Genomic DNA, 16,395 nt, shown 5'->3' on the forward strand with positions numbered 1-16,395 from the left:
CACCCGCTGCGGGTGATGGCCTTATTTTTTGGCGGGTCGTTTTTGTAGTTTGCGTTGCAAGGTGCGGCGGTGCATACCGAGTTGCCGCGCCGTTTCCGAAATATTTCCCTCGTTCTCGGTTAGCACGCGCTGAATGTGCTCCCACTCTATACGGTCTAAAGAGGGTGGGCTGAGTTCAGGGGTGCTGGTATTGGTCGAGCTCGTTTGATCTTCTAAGGCGGCTAGAATCTCGGTGGTGCTTGCCGGCTTTTGTAAATAATTATCCGCCCCCAGTTTGATTGCCTCAACGGTGGTCGCGATGCTGGAATAGCCGGTGAGCATTAGTATTTTTATCGTGGGGAAGCGCTGGCGCAACACAGGAATCAAATTCAAGCCCGAGCGAGTCTCAAGCTTTAAATCAAGCACTGCTTTGTTGGGCGTAAATTGTTCGCATAGCGCAATGGCGTCGTCGACGCTGTGGGCTACGCCAACCACATAGCCACGGCGCTCTAAGGAGCGACACAGCGAGGCGCAGAAGCTGAGGTCATCATCGACCAGTAATATTTTTTCTACACTGCTCACAGGCGTACCTTGCTGGCGGGTAAACACAATTCCACACGGCTGCCGCCACCGTCGCGACGGCGCCAGCGCAGCTCGCCACCGTAGCGAATAGCCGTGGCGTTACTCAGAAAAAGCCCTAGGCCACGGCCCTTACCCTTGCTGCTAACAAAGGCTTTGCTCATCATCGCCGCTTGCTCAGCGCTCAGACCAGGGCCGCGATCGCTGATGGCAAAAATAATACAGTGATCCTGCTCCAGCAGGTCTAAGCACACGTCGTCGCTGCTGGCATCGGCGGCATTGCTGAGTAAATTTAAAATAGCCTGACTAACCGTGCCGTCGAGCTTTAAGGTGGTATTGCTGAGTGCTGGGCTGAGCGAGCTGTGCAGTTCGCAGTCTGGGCGCAGCACCTGCCAGCGTTCGCGCAATACCGCCAAATACTGGGCGGCGGGGGTAGTGAGGCTATTGTCGGCGCTTAAATCTCTTGCCGTGCAAACAAGGTTGGTGAGTATGTCGCGGCAGTGATCTAACTGTTCGCCGAGGGTGGCAAGGTCGGTACGGGTCGCGGTGTCAAAGTCTTGTTCTGTTAAATCTTCCAGTATCACTTTCATGGTTGATAGTGGCGTGCCCAGCTCGTGGGCAGTGCCCGCAGCAAGACTGGCCACGGCCAGCAGTTGCTCGTCTTGCAGGCGGTGTTCGCGGCTACTGGCTAACTCGGCTTCGCGCTGGCGCAGGCTGTGAGCCATCTTAAAAACAAAATAGGTAATTAGCACCGTACTCACCAAAAAATTGGCCCACATTCCTAAAATATGGGTGTTTGGCGCGCCGCCGTGTTGGTGTTGGTTGGGCGCGACTGCCTCTAGCGGAATAAAATTAAACAGCAGCAAGCTGTAGGCGCCAAAACCGATCGCGCCAAGTAACCACGTATAGGCCCAGGGCAGGGTGGCGGCAGAGATACACAATGGCACCAATAAATATGAGATAAACGGATTGTTCGCGCCACCAGAAAAATACAAAACCGCACTAAAGCCGAGGGTGTCTACGCACAAGTGAATAAATAATTCGACATCGGTCACCGGCCAGCTTTGATAGCTGCGCCACCAGCTGAACACCGCAAAGCCAGAAATTGCCGTTAATAATAGCTTTAAAGTGATGTAGGGCAGCATCCAGCCGAGCTGGCTTTCAGCATACAACACTGCGCCAAATTGGCCGGCAATTACTAGGCTGCGAATAAAGCATAGGCCGCGCAAATTAGCGGTATTGGGATTCAACTTTGCTCCCCACAACAAGAAGATTAAAAACGCCAGTATAGCCCTTACTTGGCAACTGCGGGCAGGCGCTGCGACAAAGTGTCGCAGGCCAGCGCTAGGCTCCCTTGTTAAACTGCGCCTTCGCTGAAATTGCCAAACCACTACCAAATGTAAATAGGACGCTATTATGCGCAAGCTTGTTTTTACTCTGTCGCTGCTGGCTGCTGCCCCCGTCGTTGCGCATCAACAAGCCGATACACCCACATTGGCTAGCGGCGCAATTCGTCACGCGCCACTCGGCGTGATGGGCGACCACCTGCATAACACTGGCGAGTGGATGTTCTCCTACCGTTATATGCGTATGGAAATGGACGGTAATTTAGACGGTAGCGATTCGATTTCTGCTGCCGAAATCACCGGTACCATGATGAACCCTGGCCCGTATATGGTGGCGCCACTTAAAATGACCATGGAGATGCATATGCTGGGTGCAATGTATGCGCCTAGCGATACCCTCACCCTTATGGCGATGCTGCCGCTGCTAAATAAAAGCATGGATCATCGCAGCCGTATGGGCGCAAAGTTTACGACTGAAACCGACGGTGTTGGTGATGCATCGCTAGCCGCCTTGCTGCGTGTTTACCAAACCGCAGATAAATCAGCTGGCGTGCATTTAAATCTCGGTGTCAGCCTACCGACCGGCTCGATTGATGAGCGCGACGACACGCCAGCGATGGCCAATGCCAAACTGCCCTACGGCATGCAATTGGGTTCTGGCACCTATGATTTAAAACCGGGCGTAACGTATCAAGCCTATTCAGCCCAATACAACTGGGGCGCGCAGGCGCTGGCAACTTTGCGCAGCGGTGAAAATGACAATGACTACCGCTTGGGCAATCGCTATGAAGTGAGCGGCTGGTTGGCGCGTAGTTGGTCGCCAGCGCTGAGTAGCGGCGTGCGCTTAAAGCACAGCAGCTGGGCTGATATTCACGGCGCCGACCCTGACTTAAACCCCATGATGGTGCCCACCGCCGACACCAGCGCTCAGGGTGGTGAGCGCAGTGAACTGCTGTTTAGCGCCAATTATTTATTCAGCGCCGGTGCGTTAAAAGGCCACCGCCTAGCATTGGAATATGGCGTGCCGATCTACCAAAAGTTGGATGGCCCACAAATGGAAATGCAGAACACCATGAGCTTGGGCTGGCAGTACGCACCTTAATGAATATTTAACCGAGGGATAGTAGGCTAAGCTGTGTCTAATACAGATTGACCACAGGGTATTTGCAATTAAAGGATTTAGTATATGTCTCGCCGTTTGTTAGTTTCTATTCATTTATATCTCGCCGCTTTTTTTGCGCCCATGGTCATTATTATGGCGGTGTCGGGTGGTTTGCATTTGCTGGGTGTTAAAGAAGTGATGACCAGTACCGAATTGGGCTATGTGGCTGGTCTTAAGCTCGATGGCGACAGTCCTAGTTTAAACAGTGATGTGCGCACCGCGCTGCAAAGCCTCGGCGTAGATGCACGTTTTGAATACGTTAAAGGCAAAGGCCGCGAATTTTCTACGCGACCTAGCAACCGTGAACACTATCGTTTAAGTCAGCAAGCCGATGGTGTGGCGATTACGACGGTATCGCCAAACTGGCAGGCGGCGCTGATGGAATTACACATGGGCCACGGCCCGCGCTGGTATAAGTGGTTTGAAACGGGGTTTTCACTGGGCCTGATTTTTATCATGATTAGCGGCTTGTATTTAGGCTTAATGAGCGCAGCCTATCGGCGCCAGACCTTGGTGTTGTGCGGTGGTGGTCTGCTGCTATTTTTAGCCCTCGCGTTTTTGTAAATCCTGCACTTTAGCGCCATTGAATTACGCTGTTAGTTCAATGGCGCTCGCCGCCGCCTCGTCTCGATAGACCCCACCAATAATGCACGCTGCTGGGTAACCAGCCTCGCGCAAGGCCTGTACGCAGGCCGCTGCGCGAGCGTGTGGCACGCTGGCCAACAGACCGCCCGAGGTTTGGGGGTCGAATAACAATGGGTATACCGTGTGGCTGCGCCAGGCGTCAGCATTTTTGACTGCTGCGCCAAGCCGCTGATTTTGAGTTTGTAAACTGCTGCTAATGCCATTTGCTAAACACCTTAGTGCGCCATCTAAGGCGGGGATGCAGCCGAGTTTAAGGCGCGCAGACAAGCCGCTGGGCTTTAGCATCTCTACTAAATGGCCTAACAAACCAAAGCCGGTAACGTCGGTGCAGGCGCTGGCGCCGTGGGCGTGAAAAATCGCACCGGCGCTGCGATTGCTGCTGAGCATTGCCGCCAAGGCGCCTTCCAACCATTTGCCCTGAGCCTGCAATTGGCCGTGGGCTGCAAACAAAGTGCCGGTGCCAAGGGCTTGGCTTAGAATTAATACATCGCCCTCGTGTAAATTAGCTTTGGTGAGTACCGCGTTCTCCGCTGCCAGTCCATTTACCACAAATCCAATGCTGAGTTCGGCGGCTTCGCTGGTGTGGCCGCCGGTCAGGCTGCAATGATTGTCGTTAAGCACTTTTACCGCGCCACTCATTAATTGCAGTAAATCGCGTTCGGTTATTTTGTCGCCGGCAAAGGGCAGGCTGGCGATGGCCATTGCGCTTTGGGGCCGGGCGTTCATGGCAAACAAATCACTTAAGGCGTGCTGGGCGGCAATTTGACCGAGTAAATACGGCTCGTCGATAAAGGCCCGAAAGTGATCAACGCTTTGTAATAGCAATTGCGGGGTCTTGGATTGGTCCTGATTTACCCAGATGGCGGCGGCGTCGTCGGGAGCGTCTAAGCCCCAGGCAATATCGTCGCGCTGTACAGGGCTTAACTGCTTAATCACCTTGCTGAGCGTGCTGGCGCCGACCTTGGCGCCGCAACCACCGCAGCGCATTGCCAGTGTATCGCTCGGGGTTTCGTCGCCGCTAATGAAGGGGTCGACAAGTTGCGCCCTAGGCTGATTAGTGCTCATGCTGAGTTCGCTAAACATGGCCATAAAGCGGCGATCAATGTTGTCTTTCCAGCGCCACACCCAGTCGCCGCTCAGTGTTGGCCATAAGGGCCGGTGGGCAATGGCGGTTTTTCCGCCCAAGGCCAAAATGCTTAAAAAGTCTTTTTGCGGGCGATGTTGTTTTAAGGGCTGATCCAATAGCTTGCGCTGCAAATTAGCGAATAATACCGGCCCCTGCCGCACCGCGAACACGCCAGCAGCAGGGCGAGGGTGATTCACTTGTTGGGCGGTGTCGCCAGCGGCAAACACAAAGTCGTGGCTGAGTGATTGCAGGCTGTCGTTAATCGCGATAAAGCCCTTGGTGTCGCAGGCAAGGCCGGAGCGTTTTGGCCAGTCGGCCGCTTTGGCATTGGTACACCAAAAAATATGCTCGCTGTGCAATGAATAGTTTTTATTTTGGCCATCATCTGCCCCAGCAATATCTATGCGCTGGTCGGCGATATTGATGACCTTGGCCGTGGCGTGCAGTTGAATACCCTTGGCCTGTAAGGCGGCGTTCACGAGCTTGCGGATACGCTGGGGGTAGGCTTTGAGTAACTCGGCGCTGGAGTACAGCAAGTGGTAGTTGGGCGTGACAATCTCTGGGTATTGGCTAATGGCGTGTTGCATGGCCAGTATTAATTCAACGCCCGCGGCGCCGCCACCGACCACGCTGATGGCTGCGGGTGTGCTTGCTTTGCGCAGCGTTTCAAGAGTGCGCTGCCAGCGGGGATAAAAATCACTGATCGGTTTCACTGGCGTGGCGAATTGCTCGGCTCCAGCAATACTCAAATCTGGTGTTATACCGCTATTGATCGACAGCAGATCGAAGCCAATGGGCGGGCGGTCTTTGTCGTTGAGCAGCAGCTGCTTTTGCTCAAGATCAATAGCCACTACGCTGGCCTGAATAAAGCGCGCACCGGCAAATTGGCAAAGCCGCATTAAGTCGATATGGGCGTCGTCAAATTGATAGTGACCGCCAACCAGACCCGGCAACATACCCGAGTAAGGGGTTTGCACCTGCGGCGAGATCACGGTGAGCCGCACGCCAGCCAGCGGCTGCATGCCCCACATTTTTATGACTTGGGCATGGGCGTGGCCGCCGCCGATAAGCACGAGGTCGCGATAGTTCACTGCGGGGGGTATTGCCATGCTCATGTATTGTTATCGGCTTTTATTGGTAATGGATTACAGGGTCTCAGGGGACGGTCGCAGATGCAATCGCTGGCGCAAAGTGCGGGCGAGTATATCGGCGATAATGTTCAGTATAGCGGCGCAGAGAATCAAGAGCATTGCGCGGTCAAAACGAAATTCTTCAAAGGCCGAGTCTATATAAAAGCCCAAGGTGCCAATGCCGAGCATACCGAGAATGGCTGTCTCGCGCATAATGACCTCCCAGCGGTAGAGTAAAAAGGCCAGAAACTGGCGATAAACTCGCGGCAGTATTTCATAGCTGTAGCGATTGATGCCGGTGCAGGCATCCTCGCGTAACACTAACTCGCCGCTGTAGCGCCCCAGCAAATGGGCAATGATCGCTCCGTTGTGAATGCCCAACGCCAGTATGGCGGGCAGCATCGATGGCCCCAATAACAACAGGCCGATAAAGGCCAGTAAATACTCGGGCAGGGTGCGGGCAATAATTAAAAAGCCATCGCCTAGGCTGCGTTTTAGCGGGCTAAAAAACTGTCGCGAATTAAGCGGGAACCACGCCAGGCTGAGTATAGCGGTGAGCAGTAGGGCGATTTGGCTGAGGATTAAGGTACTGGTCACGCCCGGTAAAATTTGTTGTTGCCACAGCATCGCCAACCAGTCGAACACGGCAACATAATCAGTATTCGTCTTATTGCGCAGTGGCGCAGGAATAATATCTTCGCTAAGAAAGCGCGCAATATTCGCCCAGCTAAAATGCGCGGTGGGCGGCAAGTAAATAAGTGCGGCAATTAAATACCCTGGCAGCAGCGCTTTTTTTAGCCACCAGCGCAGGCTAAGCACAATGGCCAGCAGCACATACAGCAGCGCGGCGGCGTCATTATACTGGCCGTTGCCCAGTGCAGTTTCTAAATGGTAGCCGAGAGTGGGCAGGCCAACAAAACCTAAAACAATACTCGAGCGAATGGCGCACTCAAAACGGTAGCTGGTGTATTGCAGCAGTGGCCGCCATGCCAGCGGCAGGGTGGTGTAGAAAAAGGCGCTGAGCCCTGCGCTCTGTAATAGGTTGTTGCGCGGCGCGGCCTCGGTCTCTTCAAATAATTCGCCGTAAATTTTTGCTAGGGTTCCGGCGTAGGGAATGGCAATGGCGAGCAAACCCGTGAGCGGCGATAGACCAAATAATTGAATAAAAATCAGCGCCCAAAACAATTCGTGAATCGCGCGTATAAAAGCGCAAAAACCGCGCACCAAGGGATGGCGATACAGCAGCGCCAGTACAAACCCCGCTGCGCTGGCCAGCGCCATACCCTGCAATGCAAAGGCGAGGGTGTTAAAGGCGCTGCTGGCAATTTCGCGATAAGACCAAAAATTGGGCGCCATTAGGCCCTGACCCATGCGCAGTAATTCTTGGCTGGGGCTGGCGCGGTGAATGTCGATGTCGGCAAACAGCAGGGCGATAAAGCCGGTCAGCGCCAGCCATAAACTTAATTTAAGTCGGGTATTGTTGTGGGGGCGAGTCTTAACGTTCATTACGCTTGATACAGCGCAGCTAGTTGCTCGGCTGTTACCTGCGCACTCGGCAAATCAAAGGCAATGGCGCCGTCTTTTAAGCCGATAATCCGCTGGCAAACGCGCAGTGCTTGTTCGGTATCATGTAGGGCGAGCACAATTGTCTGATGGCGCTGGCTGATCAGACTGAGCATTTTGTCGGCCTGTATGGCGTCGACTGCCGAAACCGGCTCGTCGCCAATAAATATAGCTTGTTGCTGATACAGGGCGCGGCCAATGGCCACGCGTTGCTGCTGGCCACCAGAGAGTTCGTCTACTCGGCTGTACAGTTCGGCGTCCAGCGCTAGGCTTTGCGCCAAAGTCTGTAATTCGGCCTTTGGTATAGCGAGGGGGCGCAGCAAATTAGCGAGATTATAGAGCGCGGAGTGGCGGCTGAGGCCGCCCATATACATATTGTGATAGGCGCTGAGCATGGGCACCAGCCCCGCATGTTGCGGGCACCAAGCGACCTTGGCCGCTTGCAGGCTGCGCAAATGTTTAAGCAGAGTAGACTTGCCCGCCCCAGAGGGGCCGACCAGTGCCACGCTTTCGCCTTGGCGAATAGTCAGCGACACGTCTTTGAGTACCGTCTGTTTGCGGTACTTTAAGCTTATTTTGTGTAGCTCGAACATAGCGGGTTTAGCTCTATTCGGCATCCATCAAGCCAATAGCAATGGCGGTGTCTTTGATCGGCTGATAGTCGTCGTTAGTGGCTTCTACAAAAGACTGGCGGGGGAACGCAGCCAGAATCTCGGCGTCGCTAATATTCAATAAGGTCTGTTTAACTTTGGCCTTAAAGCCCGCGCCCCAGCGCGCATCTACGTCACCGCGAATACTCCACTGATAATCGGGGTAGCTGGGGGTTTGCCAAATTACGCTTACCTGACTGGGGTCGATAATACCCGCCGCCAATTCGTCTTCCCACACTTTGTAATTGACCGCGCCAAGCTCATAGGCGCCAGACTGTACTAGCGCAATGGTGCGGCTGTGATCGTCTGAAAAACCCACCCGCGTGAACACTTGCTCGGGGGACTTTTTGAAATGCTCGCGAATATAAAATTCTGGCATTAAGCGGCCAGAGGTCGAGCCCTTGGCGCCGAAGGTAAAGGTTTTGTTGGCGATGTCCGCAGGAAAATCGTTAGACTTGCTCAGGCCGCTGCGCTTATTGGCAATAAGATAAGTAACAAAAAATTGATCTTCATAGCCTTGAGCAATCGCTTCACTGCCCGACACGAGTTCTCGCGCCTGCACCCCAGACAAACCGCCAAACCAAGCGAGCTGTACTTGGTTGTTGCGAAATGCGGTTACTGCTGCCGCATAACTTTTTACGGGCACGTATTTTACTTTTACGCCCAGTTCTTTCTCTAAATACGCGGCAACCTTGCCAAAGCGTTCCTGCAGACGCGACTCGTCCTGATCTGGAATAGCCGTAAAACTAAAGGTCTCAGCAAGGGCGCTAAGACTAATCGAACTTGAGACGAGCAGCGCTGTTAAAACAGTCAATAACCGCACGGGATTCTCCTGTAGAGAGTGAGTAACGGGGAATTATGTCGGTGTGTAGCTCTGCGCCCAGGCCACGATCTCATCTTTGTTGCCGCGAAAAATCTCACGGCCATCGCGACGGCTTTGTTGATAATCGTACATGGGGTCGTAGTAATTGCTTAGCAGCACCTCAATGCCTGGCCTAAAGCTGTCGGCATTGCCGGTGTTTTCAAACTCGCTGAGCGCGGCGCTGAATATAGCCATTAGCGCTTGGTGGCGGTCGCCGCCCAAGCGCTTGCGAATACGAGTGAGGTTGCCAAGAATTTGTTCTCGGAATTTCTCGCTGCCCAGCGCTTCGCCATAGGCTTGGATGTATTCAGGCCGCGCGCTAAGCACATACTCCTCAAGGGCGATGTCGATTCGCTCCTCTAGCGGGGTTTCCAATACGGCCAGCGGCGCCTGTTGCATGGTGGCCTGCAGCTCAAGTGGCAGGGTCACCGAGCCAATCATATGGCCCTCGTCTTCGGTGAATAATGGCGACTGAGGGTGGGCGTCGCGCAGCTTTAAAACCGCAATGCTCAAGGTGTTTTCAAAATCGATCTGGGCGGGCTGAGGTTTAAGCTGACGGCCAAAGGCCGAGCCGCGATGATTGGCGAAGCCCTCTAAATCAAAACTGTGGGCAATGCGCTGAATAAGCCGCGTTTTGCCGCTGCCGGTGCGGCCAGCAATCAACACCAGCGGTGATGCCGGCTGACGCAGCGCCAGGCTGTTAGCGTCTAGCTCATCAATTAAAAAGCGGCGCATGGCTTTGTAGCCGCCGGTTATTAATGGGTAATCAATACCCGCTTCGGCAATCAGTTTTTTACTGAGATTGGAGCGCAGGCCGCCGCGAAAGCAATATAAATACCCTTCGGGGTGCTGCTTAACGTGCTGTGTCCAATCGGCGATACGCTGGGCTTGAATGGCGGGGGTGGCAAGCTGCCAACCTAGCGCAATAGCGGCATCTTGGCCCTGCTCTTTATAGCGGGTGCCAATAACTTGCCGCTGCTCATCGTCGAGCAGTGGAATATTGGTGGCGCAGGGAAAGGCACCTTTATTAAATTCCACCGGCGCACGGACATCCAACAAGGGAATGTCCCTGAGGAAGAGGCTGCGGAAATCCTCGCTATTGTCGCGCTTGGTCATAGGCTTGGGTTTTATTGCCACAAGTTCGTGTTTTATTAGGAGGCCCGCAGTCTACGCTGAATAGCCGGCAGAGAGAAGTTGTGAAACTTTGCGCTGGAGAACAGTTAGGCGTCTAGGCTATGGCTTATTTTAGTTTGGTGATACCCACTAACACACTGATCACGCCGCCAACCATACCGGCCCAAGCCTCGACAGGCGTGTCGCCATTTAAGGCGCGGCCTATTTGCGCGCTGGCAGAATCATAAATGTTATAACCCCACATCGCCAAAGCAACACCGCCAACCACGAGCACAATACCAATAATTTTATTATTCATGTTCACACCACTTTGGGTAGGGCCTAGCTGAATTAAGCTGTTGCTTACCTAAACACATAATAAGCATTAAAAACACATATAAAAGGCAGATTTGAACAGTGATGAGTTTGCTAGTGGGATCGCCGAGTGGCTTATAGGATCAGCCCCGCACGCTAGCGTGCGGGGCTTGGTACTGGCTAGCTTAGCTGGCCGACATTTTCGATGGTGAAGGGCTTGAGCTGATCGATTTGCCCATTTTTAACTTTGTTCACCCAGTCTGGATTGGCGAGCAAGGCGCGGCCAATCGCAATTAAATCAAATTCATTGCGGTCCATTTTTTCGAGCAAATTATCGATATTGGCAACACCTGCGCCCTCGCCGCGAAAGGCCGACGTAAACTCTTGGTCTAGGCCCACACTGCCAACACTAATGGTGGGTTTACCGGTAATTTTTTTAGTCCAGCCTGCTAAATTCAAGTTAGAACCGTCGAACTCTGGCTCCCAGAACCGGCGTTGGCTGCAGTGAAAAATATCCACGCCAGCATCGCTTAAGGGTTTTAAAAACTCGGCGAGCTGTTCTGGACTATTGCATAGGCGCGCCGTGTAGTCTTGCTGCTTCCACTGCGACCAGCGGAACAAAATCGGAAAGTCTTCGCCTACTTTTTCACGTATGGCTTTGACGATCTCAACGGCAAATTGGCTGCGTGCCGCTAAGCTGCCGCCGTATTTGTCGGTGCGCACATTGGTGTCTGCCCAGAAAAACTGATCAATCAAATAGCCGTGGGCAGCGTGGATTTCAACCCCATCAAATCCGATTTGCTTGGCGTCAAATGCCGCCTGCGCAAAGGCAGCTACCAATCTTTCAATCTCGTCGGTGGTAAGCGCCTCAAACACTTTCTTGTCTTTAGCAACCAATCCAGAGGGTGACGCACTTGGCGCGCTGGGCACAGGGCCGGTGCCCGCGGCCCGAGTTGCGCCAACATGCCATATTTGTGGCACAATTTTGCCGCCAACAGAGTGCACGGCATCAACTACTTTTTTCCAGCCGGCCAGCGCCTCTTCGCCAAAAAATGACGGGTAGCGGGTATTGTCGGTGGCGGCGGGATGATTAATCAACGTGCCTTCGGTAATGATTAAGCCAACACCGCCTTCGGCGCGCTTGCGGTAGTACTCTGCCACGTCATCGGTGGGTACGCCATTGGGTGAAAAACCGCGGGTCATTGGCGCCATCACTGTGCGGTTGGCGAGTTTAAGCTGGCCGAGCTCGAATGGCGTGAATAAAGCACTGGTGTTCATATGGCTACCTCAAAGAAGTCGATTAACGCGTTGTATCACAAGTGTCTAGTATACTTTCCCAAAAACTGAAGATAATCAGCTAATATTACGAAATACTTTTGCTGGAATCGCAATAATGGACAAGCTAAAAGCCATGCACCACCTCTGCTGCATAGCCGAAGTGGGCAGTTTTAGTGCTGCGGCCAAGCTCGCCAATGTGCCGGTCTCCACGGTGTCGCGCAGCATACAAGCGTTGGAGTCTGAGCTGGGCGCAGCGCTGCTCAAGCGCAGTACCCGCCATGTCGGACTTACTGAAATTGGCAAAATTTATCTCAATGAGTCCAAAGACATACTGGCGGCTATCGACCGCGCAGAGGGTAGGGTAGGTAATTATCAAAACGCGCCGTCTGGGGTACTGCGTATCAGCGCGCTCCCCTATTATGGCGAAGTTCGACTGCTGCCCTTACTGGAAGCGTTTCAATCGCGCTACCCGCAAATAGTAATTGATCTCGAGCTGTCTAATCACACCGCCGATCTTCAGCGCGACGGCATCGATATTGCCATTCGCGGCGGCAGCGAACCCGATGGTCGGATCATTGCCCATCGCCTAGTCGACAATACTCATCGCCTGTGCGCCTCGCGGTCTTATGTGAATAAATACGGTATGCCGCAAACCATTGCCGAGTTGAGTCATCACCGCGCGCTGCTGTATCGCAGCCCCGCGCAAATTTGGCACTGGCATGTGGAGCAGCGGGGCGTATGGCAGCGGCTAGATATTACTACCGCGCAAGTCAGCAATAGCATTCGTGTTATTCGCCAAGCGCTGTTAAGCGACCAGGGCTTGGCGATGTTGCCGAGCTGGAGTGTTGAGGAAGAAATCGCCAATGGTCGATTGGTGTGGGTGCCGCTGCCAGAAACAGTGTCGACCAACGCCCAACATCCAGCCGGTAGCATTTATATGCTCTATCAACAGCCGCAATACACGGTTCCTAAGGTTAAGGTGGCGGTGGACTATTTTAAAGAGCAGCTCTAATTGCTAGCGGTGAATATTGGCAGCGACGTGCTGCCCTCTAAGGCTTCACTGGGCATTGTTGGTGCACTTTAATTGTGCGCGCTATTGTGGTTCACGTTTTTTTGGTGAGAGTGGTGGCGCGCTATTTTGGTGCTTATAACTTTGGGCGCGTATTTTGTTTCAAATTTCCCGTTTTAAAACAATCTATTAGTGATTTGTATAGGAGTTGGTTCGTTATTTGCTATATCACCTTTAACAAAAACTTGCGCGAGGAAGTGCTCAGTGGCTTATATCGAACCCAATGAATTTGCAACAAAGATGGTTGACGCCGGAGAATCGAAGATCTTCATGTCGACCAGAGACACACTTGTGCGGGCCTATATGGCTGGTGCTATTTTGGCGCTTGCGGCCTTTTTTGCGATAACCGTAAGCGTTAATACGGGCAACCCACTATTAGGAGCGCTGCTCTTCCCTGTTGGGTTTATCATGCTGTACTTAATGAAATTCGATCTGTTAACCGGTGTATTTACCCTTGTCCCTTTGGCGGTTATCGACAAACGTGCGGGTTGTACTGTAAAGCAAGTGTTACGTAACTGGGGGCTGGTGTTTATTGGTAATTTCGCAGGGGCTTTATCGGTCGCCTTTTTTGCATCCTTCATTCTGACCTACGGCTATAGTACAGATGGCGGCGCATTGGCGGCCAAGGTCGGCAGTATTGGTGAAGCGCGAACCCTCGGTTACAAATCCCATGGCGAAGGCGGCTGGTTTACTATCTTTATCCGCGGCATGCTGTGTAACTGGATGGTATCGATGGGCGTTGTTGGCGCAATGATCTCCACCTCTGCCTCTAGCAAAATGGCGGCGATGTGGATGCCAATTATGTTGTTCTTTTACATGGGCTTTGAGCACTCTATTGTGAACATGTTCCTGTTCCCATTCTCGATGATTATGGGTGGCGATTTCACTATTGCTGACTACCTATTCTGGAATGAAATTCCTACGGTACTCGGCAATCTGGCTGGCGGCTTCTTGCTCGTTGGTTTACCGCTTTACCTGACTCATGTTAGAACTAGCCCAGAACGTAAACTGGTTTAATCGCCACCATTTATTAACTGGAGGTCCCCGCTGGTAACACAGCGGGGATTTTTTTATGAAGGCTAAGTTGCTTAAGGTTTCTGCGGGGCAGTGTTCTAGCGCTGGGCGAAAGCCAGTGAATCAGGATTTTCACGGCCTGCTGATTCCTGCAGAGGCGCAACTTAGTGCCAAGGGTATTGCGGTTGCGATTGCCGATGGCATCAGCAGCAGTCAAGTAAGTCAGGTCGCGAGTGAAACCGCAGTAAAAACCTTTTTAAACGATTATTACTGCACCAGCGATGCCTGGTCGGTTAAAACCTCGGCTTTAAAAGTTTTGGCGGCGAGTAATGCCTGGCTTTATGCGCAAACCCAAAATAGTCCCTATCGTCTTGATAAAGACAAAGGCTATATCTGCACTTTTAGTGCGGTGGTTTTTAAATCGAATACCGCGTATGTTTTTCACTGTGGCGATACTCGGGTGTATCGAGTGCTTGGCGACAGCCTAGAACTATTAAGCCAAGATCACCGGCGGGTGGTGTCGGCGGACGTGAGTTATTTGTCCCGTGCGCTGGGCATGCAGTCGCGACTGGAAATGGATCACCTCGAACTCCCAATAGAGCCAGGCGACACCTATGTGTTGGCGACCGATGGCGTCTATGAATACGTGTCCGACAAGGCAATTGCCCAAGCGATAAATACCAATGAGGGAGATTTAGATGCCCTCGCTGCCCAACTGGTGGACGAGGCTTTAACGGCGGGCAGCCCAGATAATTTAACCCTGCAAATTGTGCGTATAGACGAGGTGCCAGATAAGCAGCGTGACGAGGTTCGCCAATTATTAGCAACCTTGAGTCCGCCGCCAACATTGGCGCCGCGGCAGAGCTTTGAGGGTTATACCATTATTCGCCAGCTGCACATCAGTAGCCGAAGTCACGTATTTTTGGCTGCAGATACGGTGACTGGCGAGAACGTTGTAATCAAAACTCCCTCGGCAGAAACCCGAGAAAATCGCGAACACCTAGAAACCATGTTGTTGGAAGATTGGATCGGGCGGCGAATCGACAGCGTTAATGTATTGCGCGCCATCGCGCCCCATTCCAGTCAGCGCTATATTTACACGGTAACGGAATTTGTTGACGGCAAAAGTCTTTCTCAATGGATGCTAGACAATCCCACGCCCGCCATAAATGAGGTGCGCAGTATTGTTGAACAAATCGCCAACGGCCTGCGCGCACTACATCGGCTAGAAATAGTGCACCAAGATCTGCGCCCCCAGAATATTATGATTGACAGCGCGGGCACCGTAAAAATTATCGATTTTGGCGCGGCTAAAGTAGCGGGTCTTGCTGAAACCTGCCGCCGCAATCAAGGCGTGGTGGGCACCATGCAGTATTCCGCGCCAGAATATTTTTTAGATTTTGACGGCAGTAGCCGCTCAGACATCTTTTCACTGGGGGTAATTGTATATCAAATGTTATGCGGCGAATTACCCTACGGTAACGAAGTCTGCAGTGCAAGCACCCGCCAAGCGCAGGCAAGATTGGCGTATAAGCCCTTGGCCTTAGTGCGTGCCGATTTGCCCGGCTGGATAGACTACGCAATTTCCCAAGCGCTGCAGATCCAGCCCGAAAAGCGTTACCAAGAAGTCTCAGAATTTGTTTATGATTTGCAAAACCCCAATAGCCGATATTTAAATAAAGCCAAACCGCCGATTATTGAACGCAACCCCGTATTGTTTTGGCAAGTGATATCGGCGGCCTTATTGGCCGTGATTGTCATTCAAAATATGTCTTAGCAATGCTGTGGCGGGAGTCAATTTGTAAAAGCGTAAAGCGACGAAAGCCGCTTTACCAAGCGCAGCGGATTACCAGCTTTTGTAGGGCAAGAACTTTCCGTTCATCGTAATTACCACACGGTCGCCTTTGGGGTTCTCCTCTTTATCAACATCCATAGAAAAATCGATGGCGCTCATAATCCCGTCGCCGAACTGCTCTTGAATAACCTCTTTCAAGGTGTCGCCATAAACGCCAACGATTTCATAAAGGCGGTAAATTAGCGGGTCTTGCGGCACATCCCAGCCCCACGTTTTGGTGGGGTAGCTCATTAAGGTAGCCTTGGCCTCGGGCGGTAATTCGAGTAATGCGCACAACTTATCTGCCGGCGCCTCGGGCATGCTGTTCATGCCTAGGCATGCGGATGTTAGCCATACTTTACCTACGCCAAGCTCATCGGCAATCGCTTCCCATGTAAGGCTTTTTGCTTGCTTCGCCAGCACGATGGTTTCGGTTAATTCCTCGCGGTTCATGTACATACCCCTATTGGTTTATTTTAGGTATATAAACCATTCAAGATGTGTGCCAGTGGGTGGGTAGGGGAGCGGCATCAGTGTGTTCGCACTCACGTGGTTAAATCTACTCCTTTTGCTTGCCCAAAAAAGAAAGTAAGCAAAGAAAAAAGGGCACCCTGTATCACCGTCGATGGCAAAAGCGCCATTGACCCCCTGCGCGCTTCGCAAGTAGCGGTGCGGGGTGAGCCGAGTTATGTGAGCGCAGCGAATGCCTTTACGTCAGACGTCAGACGCC

General features: G+C 52.6%; 16 protein-coding genes. 6 read left to right on the forward strand and 10 right to left on the reverse strand.

Features of this window, described 5'->3' with window-relative positions:
* Positions 1-21: 21 nt before the first annotated feature.
* Both P1U47_RS07010 and P1U47_RS07015 read right to left on the reverse strand, forming a co-directional pair.
* Entirely contained in the window at positions 22-561 is a 540-nt protein-coding gene (locus P1U47_RS07010) for a response regulator transcription factor (protein ID WP_301027960.1), read from the reverse strand.
* Positions 558-1,808, reverse strand: a complete 1,251-nt coding sequence (locus P1U47_RS07015; RefSeq protein ID WP_301027961.1) for an ATP-binding protein — start codon at positions 1,806-1,808, stop codon at positions 558-560. The genes P1U47_RS07010 and P1U47_RS07015 overlap by 4 nt, the downstream gene beginning before the upstream one ends.
* Before the next feature lie 166 nt (positions 1,809-1,974).
* Between P1U47_RS07015 and P1U47_RS07020 the strand changes: the two genes are divergently transcribed.
* Together P1U47_RS07020 and P1U47_RS07025 are read left to right on the forward strand one after the other, a co-directional pair.
* Entirely contained in the window at positions 1,975-3,006 is a 1,032-nt protein-coding gene (locus tag P1U47_RS07020; protein WP_301027962.1) for a transporter, read from the forward strand.
* Between the two features lie 84 nt (positions 3,007-3,090).
* Positions 3,091-3,630, forward strand: a complete 540-nt coding sequence (locus P1U47_RS07025; protein WP_301027963.1) for a hypothetical protein — start codon at positions 3,091-3,093, stop codon at positions 3,628-3,630.
* A gap of 24 nt (positions 3,631-3,654) precedes the next feature.
* Here the strand turns inward: P1U47_RS07025 and selD are convergent, their stop codons facing one another.
* The 7 genes from selD to P1U47_RS07060 form a co-directional block, all read right to left on the reverse strand.
* A complete protein-coding gene (gene selD, locus P1U47_RS07030) occupies positions 3,655-5,952 on the reverse strand; it encodes a selenide, water dikinase SelD (RefSeq protein ID WP_301027965.1) in 2,298 nt (765 codons plus the stop codon).
* 30 nt (positions 5,953-5,982) lie between these two features.
* The gene (locus P1U47_RS07035; protein ID WP_301027966.1) at positions 5,983-7,473 is read right to left on the reverse strand and encodes an ABC transporter permease; all 1,491 of its coding nucleotides are present in this window, start codon (positions 7,471-7,473) and stop codon (positions 5,983-5,985) included.
* Positions 7,473-8,123, reverse strand: coding sequence for an ATP-binding cassette domain-containing protein (locus P1U47_RS07040; protein WP_301027967.1), 651 nt, complete (start codon positions 8,121-8,123; stop codon positions 7,473-7,475). Before P1U47_RS07040 ends, P1U47_RS07035 begins: the two co-directional genes overlap by 1 nt.
* Before the next feature lie 13 nt (positions 8,124-8,136).
* Complete coding sequence (locus P1U47_RS07045) at positions 8,137-9,003, reverse strand: putative selenate ABC transporter substrate-binding protein (protein WP_301027968.1); 867 nt, start codon at positions 9,001-9,003, stop codon at positions 8,137-8,139.
* A gap of 33 nt (positions 9,004-9,036) precedes the next feature.
* Positions 9,037-10,179: a tRNA 2-selenouridine(34) synthase MnmH gene (gene mnmH, locus P1U47_RS07050; RefSeq protein ID WP_301027969.1), complete on the reverse strand. Its 1,143-nt coding sequence runs from the start codon at positions 10,177-10,179 to the stop codon at positions 9,037-9,039.
* 103 nt (positions 10,180-10,282) lie between these two features.
* Positions 10,283-10,474 (reverse strand): DUF3185 family protein, encoded by a 192-nt coding sequence (locus tag P1U47_RS07055; RefSeq protein ID WP_301027970.1) that lies wholly within the window; start codon positions 10,472-10,474, stop codon positions 10,283-10,285.
* Between the two features lie 176 nt (positions 10,475-10,650).
* Positions 10,651-11,748 (reverse strand): NADH:flavin oxidoreductase, encoded by a 1,098-nt coding sequence (locus P1U47_RS07060; RefSeq protein ID WP_301027971.1) that lies wholly within the window; start codon positions 11,746-11,748, stop codon positions 10,651-10,653.
* A 115-nt stretch (positions 11,749-11,863) separates the two neighbouring features.
* Between P1U47_RS07060 and P1U47_RS07065 the strand changes: the two genes are divergently transcribed.
* The 3 genes from P1U47_RS07065 (at position 11,864) to P1U47_RS07075 (ending at position 15,608) form a co-directional block, all read left to right on the forward strand.
* The gene (locus P1U47_RS07065; RefSeq protein ID WP_301027972.1) at positions 11,864-12,760 is read left to right on the forward strand and encodes a LysR family transcriptional regulator; all 897 of its coding nucleotides are present in this window, start codon (positions 11,864-11,866) and stop codon (positions 12,758-12,760) included.
* 261 nt (positions 12,761-13,021) lie between these two features.
* Entirely contained in the window at positions 13,022-13,834 is an 813-nt protein-coding gene (locus P1U47_RS07070) for a formate/nitrite transporter family protein (protein ID WP_301027973.1), read from the forward strand.
* A gap of 55 nt (positions 13,835-13,889) precedes the next feature.
* Entirely contained in the window at positions 13,890-15,608 is a 1,719-nt protein-coding gene (locus tag P1U47_RS07075) for a bifunctional protein-serine/threonine kinase/phosphatase (RefSeq protein WP_301027974.1), read from the forward strand.
* 69 nt (positions 15,609-15,677) lie between these two features.
* On the opposite strand, the gene cynS is transcribed toward P1U47_RS07075, so the two are convergent.
* The gene (gene cynS, locus P1U47_RS07080) at positions 15,678-16,118 is read right to left on the reverse strand and encodes a cyanase (RefSeq protein WP_301027975.1); all 441 of its coding nucleotides are present in this window, start codon (positions 16,116-16,118) and stop codon (positions 15,678-15,680) included.
* 96 nt (positions 16,119-16,214) lie between these two features.
* On the opposite strand from cynS, the gene P1U47_RS07085 reads away from it, so the two are divergent.
* Positions 16,215-16,395: hypothetical protein (locus P1U47_RS07085; RefSeq protein ID WP_301027976.1), on the forward strand; the 181-nt coding region annotated here is incomplete at its 3' end.

The organism is Zhongshania sp. (assembly GCF_029212375.1).
In the GTDB taxonomy this organism is placed as follows: Bacteria; Pseudomonadota; Gammaproteobacteria; order Pseudomonadales; family Spongiibacteraceae; genus Spongiibacter.